Origin of the sequence: Terracoccus sp. 273MFTsu3.1 (assembly GCF_000383675.1) — a bacterium.
In the GTDB taxonomy this organism is placed as follows: Bacteria; Actinomycetota; Actinomycetes; order Actinomycetales; family Dermatophilaceae; genus Terrabacter.
In genome coordinates, this window is record NZ_KB911821.1 from 885,346 (window position 1) to 901,831 (window position 16,486).

Here is a 16,486-nt window from a genome sequence, read left to right on the forward strand (position 1 = left end):
GCACGACGGCCCCCGGGCCCCGACGATGGGGCTATGAGCCCCGCGACGACGAGCCTGGTGGTCCTCGCGGTGACCGTCGTCCTCTTCATCTGGAACCGGCTGCCCGTGGGCGGGGTGGCCGTCATCACCTGCCTCGCGCTGTACGCGACGGGACTCGTCGACGCGGACACGGCCCTGTCGGGCTTCGGCGACCCCGTCGTCGTCTTCATCGCTTCCCTCTTCGTCGTCAGCGAGGCCATCGACTCGGCCGGCGTGACGACGTGGGCCGGCCAGCGCCTCATCGACGTCGTCGGTGACGGACCGGTGCGCGTCATGGTCGCCGTGCTCGGCCTGTGTGCGGTCCTGACCGCCGTCATCACCCTCAACGGCTCGGTGGCCGCCCTCCTGCCCATGGTTCTCGTCCTCGCCACCCGGATCCGGCGGTCGCCCTCGCTCATGCTCATGCCGATGGCCTTCGCCGGGAGCGCCGGATCCCTCCTCGCGCTGACGGGTAGCCCGGTCAACGTCATCGTCTCCAACGCTGCCGTCGACGCCGGTGTCGAGCCCTTCGGCTTCTTCGACTTCGCCGTCGTCGGCCTCCCCCTCGTCATCGGCACGGTGACCCTCGGGGTCCTGCTCGGGCCACGGGTGCTGCCCCACCGGTCCTCCTCCCAGCCGGTCCGCGACCTCGGTCGGCACGCGAGCCGGCTCGCCGCCTACTACGAGCTCCACGACGGCTTCTACCGCCTCCGGGTGCGCCCGGGGTCGCCCGTCGTCGGGGTCCCCGCGTCGAGACTCGACCTCACGGCATACCCGGGGGTGACGCTGATCGGCGTGCAGAGTGCCGGCGGTCACGCCGTGACGGGGGCGACCCCGGTCGGTGACGACGACGTCGTCGTCGTCAGCGGGGCGAGCGAGGCCGTGAGCCGCCTCGTGCCCGAGCTGCGCCTCGCCGTCGCGATGCGACCGATCACGGTCGAGTCGGCCGGCATCATGAACCGCGAGGTCGGCGTGGCGGAGGTCGTCGTGCCGCCACGCTCTCCCCTCGTCGGTGAGACGTCCTTCCCCGGCCAGGTGCGCGGCAGCGACCTCGTCGTGCTCGGGATCCGCCGGCTCGGGAAGGACCTGGGTCCGACGCCGCACGAGCTGGCGGCCGGGGACAGTCTCCTGCTCCACGGCACGTGGACGTCGATCGAGGAGCTCGTGCACGACCGTGACGTGCTGCTCGTCGACTCCCCGGATCTCGTTCGGCGGCAAGCAGTTCCGCTCGGTCCGCGGTCGGGTCGGGCGATCGTCGTCCTCCTCGTCATGGTCCTCCTGCTCGCGCTCGGAGTCGTGCCCCCGGCGATCGCAGGCCTCGCTGCCGCGACCGCGATGGTGCTGACGCGGGTCATCAGCGTCAACCAGGCCTACCGAGCCGTCTCGTGGCAGACCGTCGTGCTCATCGGCGGCCTCATCCCGCTGTCGACCGCGATCGAGACGAGCGGCGCCGCCGACCTCGTGGCCAGGGGGCTCATCGACGTCGTCGGCGAGGGACGGCCCTACGTGCTGCTCGTCGCGCTCTTCGCCCTCACCGCGGTCCTCGGCCAGGTCGTCAGCAACACCGCCACGGTCCTGATCATCGTGCCGATCGCGGTGGCCGCGGCGCAGGAGACCGGCGTCTCGGTGCTGCCGGTGCTCATGCTCGTCGCGGTCGCCGGAGCCGCGTCGCTGCTCACGCCCATCGCCACGCCGGGCAACATGATGATCATGGGGCCGGGGGGCTACCGCTTCGGCGACTACTGGCGCCTCGGGCTGCCGGTCCTGCTCCTCTGGCTCGTCGTCGCCGTCGTCGTCATCCCTCTCGTGTGGCGCTTCTGACGGCCGCAGACTCGGCGGCGTGGCCGCGTCGCCACCACGCGACCGTCACGGCACCGAGCGCGAGCGGGACGAGCATCCAGCAGACCCGGAAGACGACGAGGCCCGCGACGGCCCGCGCCTCGAACGGGCCCTGCTCCAGGCCGAGGACGGCGATGACGGCCGCGTCGAGCACCCCGACGCCGCCGAAGGGCAGGGCCGTGAGGGGGTAGCTGACGAGCAGCGCCACGACGATGGTGACGGTGGGCGCGGCGATCGCCGGCACGCCCGCGAACCGGAGCGACAGCACGAGCAGCAGCGCCTCGCTGAGGACCAGCCCGACCTGGCAGGCCATGGCCCGGCCCCAACCGCGGCGCAGGACGTCGCCGGCCTGCCGGACGAACTCCGTGGCGCGGGTCGACCACGCCGCGGGGTCGACCCGCGGGGTGACGCGCCGCAGCTGGCGGCCGACCCACCCGGCGGCACGCGCGGCGGGCCGCTCGCCGCGCGACGCGATGACGAGCCCCACGACGACGACGAGGCTGACCGCCCCGCTCGAGACAGCGGTCCAGACGTATGCCGGCTCGGCCTGTCCCGCGACCGCCGCCAGTCCCAGCCCCAGGACCGGCGCGCCGAAGCGCGCCACGTAGTAGGTCAGGGTGTTGAGCGTGATGCCCGCGATGCCCTCGGACGGGGGGATCCCCCACGACCGGAGCATCGCGATGCGCAGCACGACGTCGCCCGGCGGGGGTGCGACCGTCGCGACGAGGTTCGCCGACAGGTCGTTCGACACGGCCCGGCGCAGTCCGAGGGAGGGCACGAAGACGGCGAGCGGCCCGGCATTGAGGCACTGGCGCAGCGCGACCACGCCCAACAGGGCCACGACCTGGGCCGGAGCGAGGCTGGTGACGGCGTCCCACACGGCCGACCAGTTGACCCGGCGCACGACGCGGGAGAACCACCACAGCGCGACGAGCGTCAGGCCGATGCGCAGGGCACCGACGAGCAACCCCCGCCGTCGCGTCGACCGTCGCCGTCCCTCGGCTCGCGACGGCGGCTCCTTCGGGTGCGGCTGCTCGGACCGCCATGGCTCAGGGGGACCAACCGCAGAGTCCCCCACGGACTCCTGGGCCACCGACGCTAGTCCGGGAGGCGCCGCAGCTCGAGGAGCGTGAAGCCGAGGTCCTGGAAGCGGTCGAGGATGCCGTGCAGGTGCGGTGCGTCGACGACGTCGCCGTACATGACCGAGCCCAGCGCGCCGACCGGGACGGTCGACTCGTCGAGCTCCGGGAAGGCCGCGCGCGCGACCTCGGGGATCTGCTCGGCCAGGATGAACTCGTAGCGCACGCCGCCCCCTTCGCAGGTCGGACCGGATGCCGAAGGCTCTTGCTCCGATCGTGCCGGTCCGGGTCCGTCGTGGCGTCACCCCGGGCGGGTGACCTCGACCCGCCGGCGACCTAGAGGAGCCCGAGACGACGCGCTGCGGCCACGGCGTCGCGGCGCGACCCGACGCCGAGCTTCTGGAAGAGCGAGCGCATCTGCGTCTTGACGGTGTTGCGGCTCACGGCTCGCGCGTCGGCGATCTCGGCGACGGTCAGGAGCGACGGCAGCTCGCGCAGCAGGCTCAGCTCGCGGGCGCTGAGGGCGACGTCGAGCAGCGGATCGGGGCGCAGGTCCACACCCGGACGGGAATGCTCGCGCAGCTCGAGGGCGAAGGGCTCGAGCTCGCCGAACCGTCCGGCACCGACGGCGAGGACGTCGGCGACCTCCGGCGCGACCTCGAGCACCGTCCGGAGCGCGCGCTGGGGGGCAGCCCGGGTGAGAGCGGCGACGAGTCCCTCGTGCGCGACGGTGGGCTGGGCATTGCGGTGGGCCACCACCGCCTTGACGAGGTGCGCCGTGACCGCCGCGCGCAGGGGAAGCACCGCGGGGTCGACGGCGAGCAGGGGCGCGACCGCCGATCGGGCAGCGGCGTCGTCGCCGTCCCAGAGGTGACGCACCGATGACATGACGGCGACCTCGACCTCGCACCCGGGCAGTCCGGCACTCAGCTGCTCGACCTCGAGAGCGAGTCGCGGGAAGCCCGCGAGAAGCACGATCCGGTGCGCCCGCGACAGCTCGCCCACGGCGAGGTCCGTGGTCATCGACAGTCGCGACACGTCCCTGGCTCCGGCCATGACGCGGGTCGCCACGTCCTGCCGCGCACCGGGCTCGTCCGCGGCCTCCTCGAGGTCGAGGTCGGCCTCGAGCATCCGCGCGAGCCGACCCAGCTGGACGAGGCCGCGCGCCGCGGTCGTGGAGGCGTCGTCGCCGGACTCCGCGTCCCCGGACACGAGGGCGGGCATCATCGAAGAGACCTCGGCGATCAGCGCCAGGGCGGTCTGGTTGCGGTCCCGCGCGGTCGCGACGTCGAGGACCTGGTGGGCGCCCCACGCCGCGAAGACATGAGCGGGCAGCAGTCGGGGTGACAGGGCCCACGGTGTGCCCTGCGCCTCCGCGAGCACACGCTCGGACCATGCCGTCATCTCGACGAGGTCCTCCTTGCCGGCCGCGACCGAGGCGAGCCCGACCATGGCCTGGAGGGCGGACAGCAGGTGCCCGGCACGGCGAGCGGTGCCGAGGGCCGCCCCGTAGGCCGTCCGCGCGTCGTCGAGACGGCCCGCGCCGAAGAGGACGCCACCACTCGTCAGCTCGTCGAGGAGGTCGAGATCGGCCTGGGCATGCTCGTGGGGCACGCGACCCATCTGACGACTCCGCGCCGAAGACGTCTCTCCCACACCGTGACCGGGGACGGGATCGTCGAAGGTCGGCACGACGTGGCCGCGTGCGGACCGGCTGCCCGACCACGTCCGGAGGGTGGAGGACAGCTCGGCGGTCAGCCCGTCCGCGACCCGCTCGTCGCCACTGGGCCGGGCGCCGAGGCGCGCGGCCGGGTCCGCAGCCGACCGTCGGCCCACGTCGTCACCGACGAAGGAGAGCCAGCGCAGGCCGACCGCCAGCAGGCGCTCGAGGGGTAGCGCCCCCGCGTCGTCGCGTCCCGGGCCGTCGGGCTCCGGCATGGCCTCCGCCCGGGCACCCTCTCCCTCGCCCGCGAGCCATGTGTCGGGCTGCGTCGCGAGGGACACGAGCTGGATCCGGGCGGCCTCCGGGTCGGACAGGTCGAGGCTCGCGAGGGCTGCGACCGCCGTCATGACGGGGTCACCGATCGGGACCGTGCGCACGGCGGCGTCGATGTCGGCGGCCCGGCCGTCGAGCAGCAGGTGGAGCGCGTGGTGGTGGATGACGTCGCTCATGAGGTCGAGGTCCCCCGCCGCCTCCGCGTGACGCAGCGCCTGTCCCGGGACGTCGTGGGCGGCATACCACCGAGCGGCGCGGGCGTGGACCTCCCGAGCGCCACGGAGGCTGCGGGACTCGAGCATCGCGCCGAGGTAGCTGCGCAGCAGCACGTGGTAGCGGTAGGTCGGCGGACCGACTCGGTCGACCGTGACCATGGCGTTGTCCGACGAGAGCGCCTCGAGCAGCGCACCCGCGTCGTCGCGCCCGGTCACGGCGGCGGCGAGCTCGGGCGTGAGGTCCTCGAGGACCGAGGTCGAGACGAGGAAGTCGCGCACCTCCCCGTCGAGGCTCGCGAGCACCTCCTCGACGAGGTAGCCTGACATCGCGCGGTGGCTCCGCGCGAACTCGCGGAGGAAGGCGTCGGCGTCGCGGCCGCGCGCCAACGAGACGGCCGCCAGGGCGACCCCGGCCGCCCACCCCTCGGTGAGCTCCTGCAGGTGGCGCACCTGGCCGTCGTCGAGGGCGACGTCGTGACGGGACAGCAGCTCACGGGTGTCGTCGATGGAGAAGCGCAGCTGGTGCTCGCGCACCTCGACGAGCCGCTCCTCGAGGCGCAGACGGGCCAGGTGCAGCCCCGGGTCGGCACGCGTGCCGACGACGACGTGCAGGTGCGCCGGGGCCCAGCGGACGACCAGCTCGACGAGCTCCACGCACCGCGGGTCGCGGACGAGGTGCAGGTCGTCGAGGACGAGCCAGGTGTCCGCCGGCGCCTCACCCGCGAGCTGGACGAGCCGGGTCACGAACGCGTGCCCGGCACGGCTCGGGACCGTCTCCGCGTCGACGGCGGGCAGGTGGGCGCCGACGGCGGCCTTGAGGGCGCCGAGGAGCGTCTCGCCCATGACCTGGGGGTCGTTGTCCTCACGGTCGAGCGAGGCCCAGCCGACGAGGTCGCCGCGCTGCTCCAAGGCGTTCGACCAGTCCGCGAGCAACGTCGTCTTGCCCGTGCCGACGGAGCCGGCGACGAGCACGACCGTGCCGCAGGCACGCTCCGTCGCCGAGTCCAGCGCGCGAGGTGCCGGGATCGTGGCCCGGCGCACCGTGCGGACCGTAAGGCCGGGCGGTCGGTGCTTGGGCGGGCGCCGGAGGGCGGCGGAGCCGACGTCGCTGTCGCCGTCGGTCGTGCGCGCAGTCCCCGAGTGCACGGCGTCAGTCCTTGCCGGAGGACGCTGGAGGTCGCCCGAACGTCTCCGGGGGGTCGGTGGCCGGTCGGCTGGAGGGGGGACGTGCTGGGAGGGGCATCACGGTGCACTTTCGTGAGGGGTCACGCCTGCGACACGTTCGGGCCGACCGCTTGAACCGCAGGCCACCGCGGTGACCGGCCGCTCGGCCCGGTTTCACCGTACCCCTGCCCACAGCCGTCGTTCAGGATTGAGGCGTTTCCTCATGAGTGCGTCCACCGGTGTGACCACCGGTTGCCGGGCCGAGCGGCCGGGACGCACCCACCGGGCGAACCGCCCTCGGTGGCCCGGCTGGTCGAGCGTGGAGACCTCACAGGGGTGAGCCGATGTCCATGAGTGCAGAGTGCGAGAACGGCTGGCACAAGAGGTGCCCGGCGAACGGAACGGTGGACCACACGTGCTCGTGCACGTGTCACTGGGACGACGACGACGAGCCCCGCGACTGACGCCCTGGGGTCACGGTCGAGACGTTGTCGGGCGTCACGGCGATGACGCTCTCACGGCGCTCACCGCGCAGTCGTGGGCGCAGTCGTGGGCGCAGTCTGGGCGGTGGCCGCGGCCGCGGCCGGCGGGAGGCTTCAGCAGCCGACGGGTCCGCACGCTCCACCGCTGCCCGTCGAGGCGCCGATCCGGACGAGCTGCGGCACGGCCGGGGCACAGCAGCCGCCGACTGCCCCTTCACCGTCGGCGTCCGCCCGGGTGACGGCCGGCTCGTCGAACAGCCCCGCCCCGCCGCAGACCCCGGTCTCCGGGAGCGTGAGCTCGACCCGGGCGGCCGCCTCGTGATCACCGGCCAGGGCGGCCGCCACGGAGCGGACCTGCTCGTAGCCGGTGAGCGCCAGGAACGTCGGCGCGCGACCGTACGCCTTCATCCCGACGACGTAGACCCCCTGCTCGTCGTGGGCCAGCTCGCCTGCACCGTGCGGGTAGACGGTGCCGCACGAGTGGACGTTGGGGTCGATGAGCGGTGCGAGTCCGAGGGGCGCCTCGAGCCGGGCGTCGAGGCGCAGGCGCAGCTCCGCCATGATCGAGTGGTCCGGGCGGAACCCGGTGAGCCCGACGACCTCGTCGAGGCCGTCGATGCGGCGCCCCTCCTCGCTGACCAGGGCCAAGGAGCCTTCGGCGACGTGCTCGACGGCCAGCGTCCGGAACCCGGTGACGACCTCGACGAGCCCGGCCGCGACGGCGTCGCGTGCGCGAAGGCCGAGGGCGCCGCGGGCCGGCAGCTGGTCCGCGTCACCGCCGCCGTAGGCGCTGCCGACGGCCCCCCGTCGCAGCACCCACACCGCCTTCGTACCGGGCTCCTGCTCGGCGAGCGTGGCCAGGGCGACCAGCGCCGTCAGGGCGGAGTGGCCCGCCCCGACGACTGCCGTGCGCCGCCCCCCGAAACGCGCGACGTCGCGTGCGGCACTGACGTCGGGGACACGGTAGGAGACGCGAGCCGCGATGGCGGGCTCGTGCTCTCCGTCTGCCGGGTAACCATCGCTTCCGAGCGGGTTCGGGTGCGTCCACGTGCCCGAGGCGTCGACGACGGCGCCGGCCGTGACCCGGCTCGTGCGCCCGTCCGCGTGACGGACGTGGACCGTGAACGGCTGCCCCTCGCGGCCGGAGTCGACGACCCGGTCCCGCCCCTTCCGGGCCACGCCGGTCACCGTGGTCTCGTAGTGGACGCGGTCGCCGAGCGCCTCGGCCAGCGGTCGGAGGTACTCGTCGGCCCACTCGGCACCCGTCGGGTAGTGGTCCGCGTCGGGCTCGACCCAGCCCCGGCCGGACAGCAGGCGACGGGCGGCCGGGTCGATGAGCTCGGACCAGCGGGAGAAGAGCCGCACGTGGCCCCATGACGCCACGGCGGCGCCCGCGCGGTCTCCGCGCTCGAACACGACCGGCTCGAGCGCCTGCTCGAGGAGGCGGGCCGCGGCGGCCAGACCGACCGGGCCGGCACCGATGACGGCGACGGCAGCGTCGACCGGTGACGACGCGCCGGCGACGGCCTCGGTGGGTGCGCGGTGGGTGCTGGTCACGGGACGGCCTCCAGTTCGGTGGGTGGCGTCCCGAGGCTGGGCGGGACCCACACCGTTTCGATGGTTGTCGATGTCGACATCGCCATCTTGCGACCGGCATAGACAGATGTCAACATAGACGGATGTCGAATCCGCGATCTCTCCTCGACGTCGTCGCGACGCCCTGCTGTGCGCCGCTGACCCGGTCCCCGATCGGCGAGACGGACGCGGAGCGCGTGGCTGCGATGTTCAGGGCCCTGGGCGACCCGGTGCGGCTGCGGCTCTTCTCGAACGTCGCCTCTGCCGAGGGCGGCGAGGCCTGCGTCTGCGACATCCAGGACGTCGGGGTCTCGCAGCCGACCGTGTCGCACCACCTCAGGAAGCTGCGCGAGGCGGGCCTTCTCGAGTCAGAACGGCGGGGTAGCTGGGTCTACTACCGCTTGGCCCCGTCAGCGCTCAGGGTCATGTCGGACCTGCTCGCGCCGGTCGACGGCTGATCCACCCGGGGCCTCTCCCGGCCCCCCTGTCGTGCTGGGCGCATCGCTACCTGTCGATCGTGAGCTGCTGCCGGTGGAAGTCGTAGTGCTGCATGCCATACGCGTACACGTCGGCCAGCGTCATCGTGTCCCGGAAGAAGGGATCCCATCCGAGCGGGAAGTGCATCCGCCTACCGAGGGCTTCGGCCGACTCGGCGTCGAGTCGGCGGTGCAGCCGGGCGATGGTGTGGTCGAGCCGGAGGGTCAGCCGAGGGCCGTGGAAGACGAGCGCGCCACCGACGGACCCGAGGTAGTTGATCGCATGGAAGGGCCGGGTCCCCGCGTCGAGCAGCGCTGCGAAGACCCGGCTGAAGCCGTCCGGCAGCCGCCCGAACAGCCTGACCAGCGGCAGCAGCCGAGCCACGATGAGGAAGCCGAAGACCATGTGCCACAACAGCTGCCCATTGGTCCAGCGCGTTCCGTCGCTGCGCCAGCGGAGCTCCCGAGGGCTCGCGGCTGCGACGATCTGGTGAAGGTCGGCTCGGACTCTCTCCAGATCCTCGTGCAGGCGTTGCCGGTCGACGGACGCCACGGTGGCCATGCCCCAGTGTCGCGCGACGGCCGTTGCCAAGACGGCGAATCGCCCCGGACGCGCGGCCTCCCGGTCAGGTCGAGGCAGGAGGGTGTCAGGCGTCGACGGGGGTGACGCCGAGTGACTCGAGCAGCCCCAGGACGCGCTGCCGGATCTCGTCGCGGATCGGCCGCACCGCCTCGAGGCCCTTGCCGGCGGGGTCCGCGAGCTCCCAGTCCTCGTAGCGCTTGCCGGGGAAGATCGGGCACGTGTCGCCGCACCCCATGGTGATGACGACGTCGGACTCCTTGACCGCCTCGGTCGTGAGGATCTTGGGGGTCTCTTCGGTGATGTCGATGCCCTCCTCCGCCATGGCGGCGACGGCGGAGGGGTTGACCTCGTCGGCGGGCGCGGACCCGGCGGAGCGCACCTCGACGGCGCCGCCGGAGAGGTGGGCGAGATAGGCGGCGGCCATCTGGGAGCGCCCGGCATTGTGGATGCAGACGAACAGGACGGAGGGCTTGTCGGTCATGAGAGCTCCTGGGTCGATGGTCGCAGTGACGCGGGCAGCGCGCCCCGGCTGCCGGGTCGGGCGGTGAAGCGCCTGCGCAGCGCCAGGCTCACGTAGACGAGCGCGACGAGGGCCGGCACCTCGATGAGGGGACCGACGACGCCCGCGAGGGCCTGTCCGGAGGTCGCGCCGAAGGTGGCGATGGCCACCGCGATGGCGAGCTCGAAGTTGTTGCCCGCCGCCGTGAAGGCGAGGGTCGCCGTGCGCTCGTAGCCGAGCCCGAGGCCCGCTCCGAGACCGAAGCCGCCGCCCCACATGAGGGCGAAGTAGACGAGGAGCGGGAGGGCGATGCGCACGACGTCCAGCGGCTGCGAGGTGATGGCCTCACCCTGCAGGGCGAAGAGGATGACGATCGTGAAGAGCAGGCCGTACAGCGCCCACGGGGCGACCCTCGGGATGAACCTCGTCTCGTACCACTCCCGTCCGCGACGCCTCTCCCCGATGCGGCGGGACAGGAAACCGGCCAGCAGCGGGATGCCGAGGAAGACCAGCACGGACCGTGCGATGTCCCACGTCGACGCGTCGATGCCGGTCTGCTCGAGGCCGAGCCACCCGGGCAGGACGGAGAGGTAGAACCAGCCGAGCCCGGCGAAGGCGACGACCTGGAAGACGGAGTTGATCGCCACGAGGACCGCCGCTGCCTCCCGGTCACCACACGCGAGATCGTTCCAGATGATGACCATGGCGATGCACCGAGCGAGCCCGACGATGATCAGGCCGGTGCGGTAGGCGGGAAGGTCAGGCAGGAAGATCCACGCCAGGGCGAACATCAGGGCCGGCCCGAGGACCCAGTTGAGCACGACCGAGCTCAGCAGGAGGCGCGTGTCGCCGGTCACCGAGTCGAGCCGGTCGTATCGGACCTTGGCGAGGACGGGATACATCATGACGAGCAGACCGAGGGCGATGGGCAGCGAGACGCCGTCCACCTCGACGCGCGCGAGGCCGTCGCCGAGTCCGGGCACGAGACGCCCGAGCAGCAGGCCGGCCACCATGGCGAGCCCGATCCAGACCGGCAGGAACCGGTCGAGGGTCGAGAGCTGCGCGGCCACCGGGTCGTGGGCGGGAGACGCGGGGCGTGCAGAAGGGCTGGTCGGGTCGGTCACCGGTGTCCTTCGAACGCTGGGTCGGGGTCGCGGGCCTGCCGCATCGACCGCCCTCGATCGCTCAACGTTGGCAGCCGCATCGGCCTGTGTCAATATGGACCATCGTCGATGTCGGTGAACGGAAGGTGAACCCGTGAGCGTGACCACGTTGAGCACGACCCCGCAGGAGGTCTCCGCCTGCGGCACCTCTCTCGTCGACGTCCTCGACCGCGTGGAGGCCGACCGCCGGGCCGTACTGCTCAAGGCCCTCGCCGACCCCGTGCGCCTCCAGCTGCTCAGCATCATCAGCGCCGCACCCGGGCGCGAGGCCTGCGTGTGCGACATGACCGAGGCCGTGCAGGTCTCCCAGCCGACCGTCAGCCACCACCTCAAGACCCTGGTCGACGCGGGCCTGCTCACCCGCGAGCGCCGTGGCAGCTGGGCGTGGTTCCGGCTCGACGTCGAGCAGCTCGCCGCGGTGCGCGGCTTCCTGGCCTAGCGCGCCGGTTCGGGCCTCACATCTCCTCGTGGGTGTCCGGGTCGCCCCCGAAGAGGCGCCCGTCCGCGCGCGCGAGCGCCGAGATCGCGGTGACCTCGGCCTGGCTCAGCTCGAAGCCGAAGATGTCGAGGTTGGCGCGCTGCCGCTCGGGGTCCGACGACTTCGGCAGGGGCACGACGCCGAGCTGCACGTGCCAGCGCAGGATCGCCTGGGCCGGGGTGACCCCGTGAGCCTGCGCGGCGGCAGCGACCGGATCGGCCGCGAAGGGGGCGTTCCGCTTGCCGAGCGGGCTCCACGCCTCGGTGACGACCCCGAGCCGCTCGTGGACCGCGCGCAGACGCTCCTGCGGGAAGAGCGGGTGCAGCTCGACCTGGTTGAGCACCGGCGTGACACCCGTCGCCTCGATGACGTCGGCGAGGTGCTGCTCGGTGAAGTTGCTGACGCCGACCGACCGCACGAGGCCGCGTTCGCGACACTCGACGAGCGCCCGATAGGCGTCGGTGTAGAGCCCCACGCTCGGGTTGGGCCAGTGGATGACGGCGACGTCCACCTGCTCGAGGCCGAGGCGCTCGAGCGAGCCCTCGACGGAGGCGATGGCACGGTCGTACGCGTGGTCGCGCCCCGGCACCTTCGTCTGGACGACGATCTCGTCGCGAGGCACCCCCGAGCGGCGGATGGCCTCGCCGACCTCCGCCTCGTTGCCGTAGTTGACCGCCGTGTCGAGCAGTCGGTAGCCGGCCTCGAGCGCCGACACTATGGCGCGTATGCCGTCCTCGCCCGTGAGCGGGTACGTGCCGAAGCCGGTGGCGGGGAGCGTCGTGCCGTCGCCGAGGGTGCGTGCCGGAACCTGGGTCATGGGTCCAACCTAGGCACTCGGCGGGCCCGGGGCGCGAGGGCCGGCCGACCCGCGGCAGAGGTCGCTCGCGAGTCAGGGGTCGAGCAGCGACGCCATCCTCCTGGCCACGAGCTCCGTGGCGCGCCGGGGTGCGAGTCGGGTCAGCCGGTCGAGCATCCGGGCGTCCTTGCCGATGACGACGCGGAAGCGTCCCTCCCCGACGCCGTCGACGATGATCCGGCGGGCCGCCTCGACCGGTGAGGTCATCGACGTCGGGGCGTCCTCGTCGGCGGAGGCGCCGCCCGGCACCGGCACACCGCTGTGCCCGCCGATGTCGGTGGCGACTCCACCCGGGAAGACGCACGTCACCGCCACCGACGTGCCGCGCTGCTCGGCCCAGAGCCCCTCGGTGAGGAGCATGACGGCGGCCTTGCTCGCGCCATAGACCGTCTGACCGGGCACGGGCGCGAAGGCGCCCATGCTCGAGACGTTGACGACGCACGCCTGCGGACGGGTCACGAGGTGAGGGAGGAACGCCTTGACGGTGTGGACGACGCCCCAGAAGTTGACCGCCATGACCTTGTCCATCGCGGCGAGGTCGAGCTCGGAGAAGGGCACGAAGGGCTGGATGATGCCGGCGACGTTGAGCAGTCCGTCGACCCTGCCGTACACGTCGACGACCGCGACCGCGAGCGCCTCGACGGCGGCGCGGTCGGTCACGTCGACGACGTGGGTGCTCAGCCGGTCACCGGCCCGGGCCGCCTGCACCGTCTCGGCGAGCCCGTCGGCGCGCAGGTCGACGGCCGCGACGCGCGCGCCTTTCGCGAGCAGACCCAGCACGACCTCGCGACCGATGCCGTTGCCACCCCCGGTGACGACGAAGACCCTTCCCTCGATCTCCATGACCCTCTCCCCTCCGGCCACGCGCCGGTGACCGCTCTCCCGGCCGACCGCCGACGGCGTCTCGGTCCGGTCCCTCTTCGATCCTCCTCCGTGCCGCACCCCTCGGCGGGCAACTGTGACGCAGCTGCCCTCACCCACCCCGAGGGACGCGCCCGGGGGCCCCGACGCGGCACGACCCGCTCGCCCCGGAGGATGATCGTGAGCGACCCCGGCGACCGAGCGGGGACGTCGACGACGAGGAGGGCGACCACCCATGCCGCAGGACCGCGGACGCTTCCCACGATCCGTCTTCGAGCACGGCGAGGACCCCGACCCCCGCTTCAGCCTCGCCAACGAGCGCACCTTCCTCGCCTGGATCCGGACCGGGCTCGCTTTCGTCGCGGCCGGGCTCGCCGTCGAGGCCCTCCAGCTGCCGGTCACCGAGTGGCTCCGCGTGACCATCTCCCTCCTGCTCGTCCTCGCCGGGATGGCCGCCACGGTGCAGGCCTGGCTCTCGTGGGTGCGCACCGAGCGCGCCATGCGGCGCCTCGCCCCGCTGCCCTCGTCGGGCCTCAAGCTGCCCATCGCACTGCTGCTCGGGCTCGTCGCCCTCGCCGTCGTCGTCGGCTTGCTGCTGTGACCTCGCCGGCGGACCCCGGGCTGCAGGCGGAACGCACCTCGCTCGCCTGGCGCCGCACGGCGCTCTCGGTGGCCGTCGGCTCGCTCGTCGCGATGCGGGTGCTCCCCCCGCAGCTCGGACCCCTCGGGTATGCCGTCGCCCTCCTCGGCCTGCTGTGGAGCGTCGACATCGCACTGACGGCACGACGTCGCTACCGCGACGGCAGCCGCCTCGTGCGCCTGCGTGACGACCCGGACGGTCGCGCGGTGGCCGCGGTGCCGATCGCGAGGACGGCCGCGATCGCCGGCGTCCTCGCGATCGGAGCCCTCGCACTCGTCATCGTCATCGCGAGCCGCTGACGACCTCGTATGCCGTGTCCCCTCCGACACGCGGCATACGAGGTCGGCGACGTCACGGGGCGGTCTGGACCGCCGGTCGCTCGGCACCCTCAGGGTCACCGGATCCGCTTGCGGGACGAAGCTTCTCGCCCTCGATGTCGACGTTGGGCATGACGCGGTCCAGCCACCGCGGCAGCCACCAGGCCCTGTCGCCCAGGAACGACATGACCGCCGGGACGAGGGACAGGCGCACGACGAAGGCGTCGACCGCGACCCCGAACGCGAGGGCGAAGCCCATGGACTTGATGATCGGGTCCTCGACGAGGACGAAGCCGGCGAAGACCGACATCATGATGAGCGCCGCGGCGACGACGACCCGAGCACCGTGCCCGACACCGGCGACGACCGCCTCGCGCGCGGTCTCCCCGTGCACGAAGTCCTCGCGCATCCGCGAGACGAGGAAGACCTCGTAGTCCATGGCCAGACCGAAGAGGATGCCGATGAGCAGGATCGGCAGGAAGCTGACGAGCGGCCCGGCAGTGTCGAGCCCCACGAGCGAGGACAGCCAGCCCCACTGGAAGATCGCGACGGTCGCTCCGAACGCGGCACCGATCGTCAGGAGGAAGCCGAGGGTCGCCGTGAGCGGCACGAGCAGCGACCGGAACATCAGCATGAGCAGGACGAAGCCGAGCCCGACGACGACGAGCAGGTAGACGGGCAGGGCCGCGGAGAGCTTGTCGGACACGTCGACGCCGACTGCCGTGACGCCGGTGACCGAGATCTCGGCTCCGGTCGCGCCGGCCGTCACGGCGAGAGCCGAGCGCAGGTCGCGGACGAGGTCGAAGGTCGCCTCCGCCGTGGGGCCTGACCTCGGGATGACCGCGAGGATCGTCGTGCGTCCGTCGGCGCTCGTCTGCCCGGGCGCGACGGCGAGCACGTCGGACAGGCCGGAGGCCGCCTTGGCCGCACCCTCCGTGGCCTGCTGCACCTGCTGCTGGGTGTCGCCGTGGACCACCATGACGAGACGGCCGTTGAAACCCTCGCCGAAGCCGTCCGAGATGAGGTCGTAGGCGATCCGCTTGCTGCTCGCGGCCGGCGCCGTGCCGTCGTCCGGCAGGGCGAGGCGCATGCCGGCGGCCGGTAGCGCGACCGCGCCGAGGACGACGATGCCGGCGAGGAGCACCGGGACGCGGTGCCGCACCGTGAAGCGGCCCCAGGCGAAGCCGCGGTTGTCGGCCCCCTCGTCGAGGTCCGTGCCGGCGGCGTCGGCCCGGCGCTGCCGGCGTGAGAGCACCCGGTCGCCGGCGAGACCGAGCAGGGCCGGTAGCAGCGTCACGGCCACGAGGACGGCGACGAGCACGGTCCCGGCCGCCGCGAGGCCCATCGCGGTGAGGAACGGGATGCCGACGACCGACAGGCCCGCGAGGGCGATGATGACGGTGAGGCCGGCGAAGACGACGGCGGTGCCGGCGGTGCCGACGGCACGCCCTGCCGCCTCCTGGCGCTCGAGGCCGAGGGCGAGGTTGTGCCGGTAGCGCGAGGTGATGAAGAGCGAGTAGTCGATGCCGACCGCGAGACCGAGCATGAGCGCGAGCACCGGAGTCACGCTCGAGAGCTCGACGGCGTGCCCGACGATGAGCAGCCCGATCATGCCGACGCCCACCCCGATGAGCGCGTTGACCATCGTCATGCCCGCCGCGACGAGCGAGCCGAAGGTGATGACGAGCACGACGAGCGCGACGAGGACGCCGATGCCCTCGGTCGAGCCGATCTCGGGTGTCGCGAGCAGGGGCTCCCCACCGGCGGCCACGGCCCAGCCGCTCGGGGCGCCGTCGCCGAGCGCCTCGTAGGCAGAGCGCTGCTCGGCGGTCAGCTCGTCGGCCGTCCGGTCGAACTGGACCGTGACGAGGCCGTAGCGGCCGTCCGGGCTGAGCGCCTTGGTGTCGAAGGGGCTGAGGGCACCGACGACCCCCGGGACCTTTCCGGCCCGCGCGACGACGTCGTCGACGACCGCCTTGCCGGCAGGGGCGACGACGGTCTGCCCCTCGGGCGCCCGGACGACGACGGTGCCCGAGGCCCCGCTCGCCTGCGGGAACTCCTTGGCCAGCGCCTCGAGGGCCCGCTGGGACTCGGTGCCGGGGATCGTGACGCTCGAGGTCGGGGCACTGCCGAGCGTCAGCAGCACACCGGCGAGCACGGCGAGAAGGACGAACCAGGCGGACGTGACGACGCCGCGACGACCGAACGCGAGACGTCCGATCCGGTAGAGCAGGGTGGCCATCGA

The 16,486-nt window shown here is 73.0% G+C and carries 15 protein-coding genes; 5 read left to right on the top strand and 10 right to left on the bottom strand.

The genetic code is table 11. The features are described 5' to 3' along the window. Window positions 1-33: 33 nt before the first annotated feature. A complete protein-coding gene (locus H283_RS0109805; RefSeq protein ID WP_020143344.1) occupies window positions 34-1,839 on the top strand; it encodes an SLC13 family permease in 1,806 nt (601 codons plus the stop codon). Here the strand turns inward: H283_RS0109805 and H283_RS0109810 are convergent. From H283_RS0109810 to H283_RS0109825, 4 genes are all read right to left on the bottom strand, one after another. Next, window positions 1,814-2,824, bottom strand: coding sequence for a lysylphosphatidylglycerol synthase domain-containing protein (locus tag H283_RS0109810; protein ID WP_020143345.1), 1,011 nt, complete (start codon window positions 2,822-2,824; stop codon window positions 1,814-1,816). The two genes, H283_RS0109805 and H283_RS0109810, sit on opposite strands and share 26 nt — an antisense overlap. 131 nt (window positions 2,825-2,955) lie before the next feature. Further along, window positions 2,956-3,162, bottom strand: coding sequence for a hypothetical protein (locus tag H283_RS0109815; RefSeq protein ID WP_020143346.1), 207 nt, complete (start codon window positions 3,160-3,162; stop codon window positions 2,956-2,958). A gap of 110 nt (window positions 3,163-3,272) precedes the next feature. Then, window positions 3,273-6,293 carry a LuxR C-terminal-related transcriptional regulator gene (locus H283_RS0109820; RefSeq protein ID WP_020143347.1) on the bottom strand — a complete coding sequence of 1,007 codons (3,021 nt, stop codon included), beginning with the start codon at window positions 6,291-6,293 and terminating at the stop codon, window positions 3,273-3,275. 614 nt (window positions 6,294-6,907) lie between these two features. After that, complete coding sequence (locus tag H283_RS0109825) at window positions 6,908-8,350, bottom strand: NAD(P)-binding domain-containing protein (RefSeq protein WP_020143348.1); 1,443 nt, start codon at window positions 8,348-8,350, stop codon at window positions 6,908-6,910. Between the two features lie 122 nt (window positions 8,351-8,472). Between H283_RS0109825 and H283_RS0109830 the strand changes: the two genes are divergently transcribed. Continuing rightward, the gene (locus H283_RS0109830; protein WP_020143349.1) at window positions 8,473-8,826 is read left to right on the top strand and encodes a helix-turn-helix transcriptional regulator; all 354 of its coding nucleotides are present in this window, start codon (window positions 8,473-8,475) and stop codon (window positions 8,824-8,826) included. 46 nt (window positions 8,827-8,872) lie between these two features. Here the strand turns inward: H283_RS0109830 and H283_RS0109835 are convergent, their stop codons facing one another. The 3 genes from H283_RS0109835 to arsB all read right to left on the bottom strand — a co-directional run bounded on the left by H283_RS0109835 (window position 8,873) and on the right by arsB (window position 11,050). After that, a complete protein-coding gene (locus H283_RS0109835; protein WP_020143350.1) occupies window positions 8,873-9,406 on the bottom strand; it encodes a DinB family protein in 534 nt (177 codons plus the stop codon). An 85-nt stretch (window positions 9,407-9,491) separates the two neighbouring features. Continuing rightward, window positions 9,492-9,908 carry an arsenate reductase ArsC gene (locus H283_RS0109840; protein ID WP_020143351.1) on the bottom strand — a complete coding sequence of 139 codons (417 nt, stop codon included), beginning with the start codon at window positions 9,906-9,908 and terminating at the stop codon, window positions 9,492-9,494. After that, a complete protein-coding gene (arsB, locus tag H283_RS0109845) occupies window positions 9,905-11,050 on the bottom strand; it encodes an ACR3 family arsenite efflux transporter (RefSeq protein ID WP_196805944.1) in 1,146 nt (381 codons plus the stop codon). The genes H283_RS0109840 and arsB overlap by 4 nt, the downstream gene beginning before the upstream one ends. Window positions 11,051-11,183: 133 nt before the next feature. Here arsB and H283_RS0109850 point away from each other — a divergent pair, with 133 nt between their 5' ends. Continuing rightward, complete coding sequence (locus tag H283_RS0109850; RefSeq protein ID WP_020143353.1) at window positions 11,184-11,528, top strand: helix-turn-helix transcriptional regulator; 345 nt, start codon at window positions 11,184-11,186, stop codon at window positions 11,526-11,528. Between the two features lie 16 nt (window positions 11,529-11,544). Here H283_RS0109850 and H283_RS0109855 read toward each other — a convergent pair whose 3' ends face one another. Both H283_RS0109855 and H283_RS0109860 read right to left on the bottom strand, forming a co-directional pair. Beyond that, window positions 11,545-12,384, bottom strand: coding sequence for an aldo/keto reductase (locus H283_RS0109855; RefSeq protein WP_020143354.1), 840 nt, complete (start codon window positions 12,382-12,384; stop codon window positions 11,545-11,547). Window positions 12,385-12,456: 72 nt separating this feature from the next. Further along, entirely contained in the window at window positions 12,457-13,266 is an 810-nt protein-coding gene (locus tag H283_RS0109860) for an SDR family oxidoreductase (protein WP_020143355.1), read from the bottom strand. Window positions 13,267-13,519: 253 nt separating this feature from the next. Here H283_RS0109860 and H283_RS28390 point away from each other — a divergent pair, with 253 nt between their 5' ends. Together H283_RS28390 and H283_RS28395 are read left to right on the top strand one after the other, a co-directional pair. Next, complete coding sequence (locus H283_RS28390; protein ID WP_020143356.1) at window positions 13,520-13,885, top strand: YidH family protein; 366 nt, start codon at window positions 13,520-13,522, stop codon at window positions 13,883-13,885. Next, window positions 13,882-14,223: a DUF202 domain-containing protein gene (locus H283_RS28395; RefSeq protein ID WP_020143357.1), complete on the top strand. Its 342-nt coding sequence runs from the start codon at window positions 13,882-13,884 to the stop codon at window positions 14,221-14,223. Before H283_RS28390 ends, H283_RS28395 begins: the two co-directional genes overlap by 4 nt. A 52-nt stretch (window positions 14,224-14,275) precedes the next feature. On the opposite strand, the gene H283_RS0109875 is transcribed toward H283_RS28395, so the two are convergent. Beyond that, on the bottom strand, window positions 14,276-16,483 hold the full coding sequence (locus H283_RS0109875) for an MMPL family transporter (protein WP_020143358.1): 2,208 nt from the start codon (window positions 16,481-16,483) through the stop codon (window positions 14,276-14,278). Window positions 16,484-16,486 lie beyond the last annotated feature (3 nt).

Excerpts from the sequence above, each read along its gene's own strand:
- H283_RS0109805 (WP_020143344.1), top strand. The coding sequence starts at position 34 with ATGAGCCCCGCGACGACGAGCCTGGTGGTCCTCGCGGTGACCGTCGTC.
- H283_RS0109830 (WP_020143349.1), top strand. The coding sequence starts at position 8,473 with ATGTCGAATCCGCGATCTCTCCTCGACGTCGTCGCGACGCCCTGCTGT.
- H283_RS0109835 (WP_020143350.1), bottom strand. The coding sequence starts at position 9,406 with ATGGCCACCGTGGCGTCCGTCGACCGGCAACGCCTGCACGAGGATCTG.
- H283_RS0109840 (WP_020143351.1), bottom strand. The coding sequence starts at position 9,908 with ATGACCGACAAGCCCTCCGTCCTGTTCGTCTGCATCCACAATGCCGGG.
- H283_RS0109855 (WP_020143354.1), bottom strand. The coding sequence starts at position 12,384 with ATGACCCAGGTTCCGGCACGCACCCTCGGCGACGGCACGACGCTCCCC.
- H283_RS0109860 (WP_020143355.1), bottom strand. The coding sequence starts at position 13,266 with ATGGAGATCGAGGGAAGGGTCTTCGTCGTCACCGGGGGTGGCAACGGC.
- H283_RS28390 (WP_020143356.1), top strand. The coding sequence starts at position 13,520 with ATGCCGCAGGACCGCGGACGCTTCCCACGATCCGTCTTCGAGCACGGC.
- H283_RS0109875 (WP_020143358.1), bottom strand. The coding sequence starts at position 16,483 with ATGGCCACCCTGCTCTACCGGATCGGACGTCTCGCGTTCGGTCGTCGC.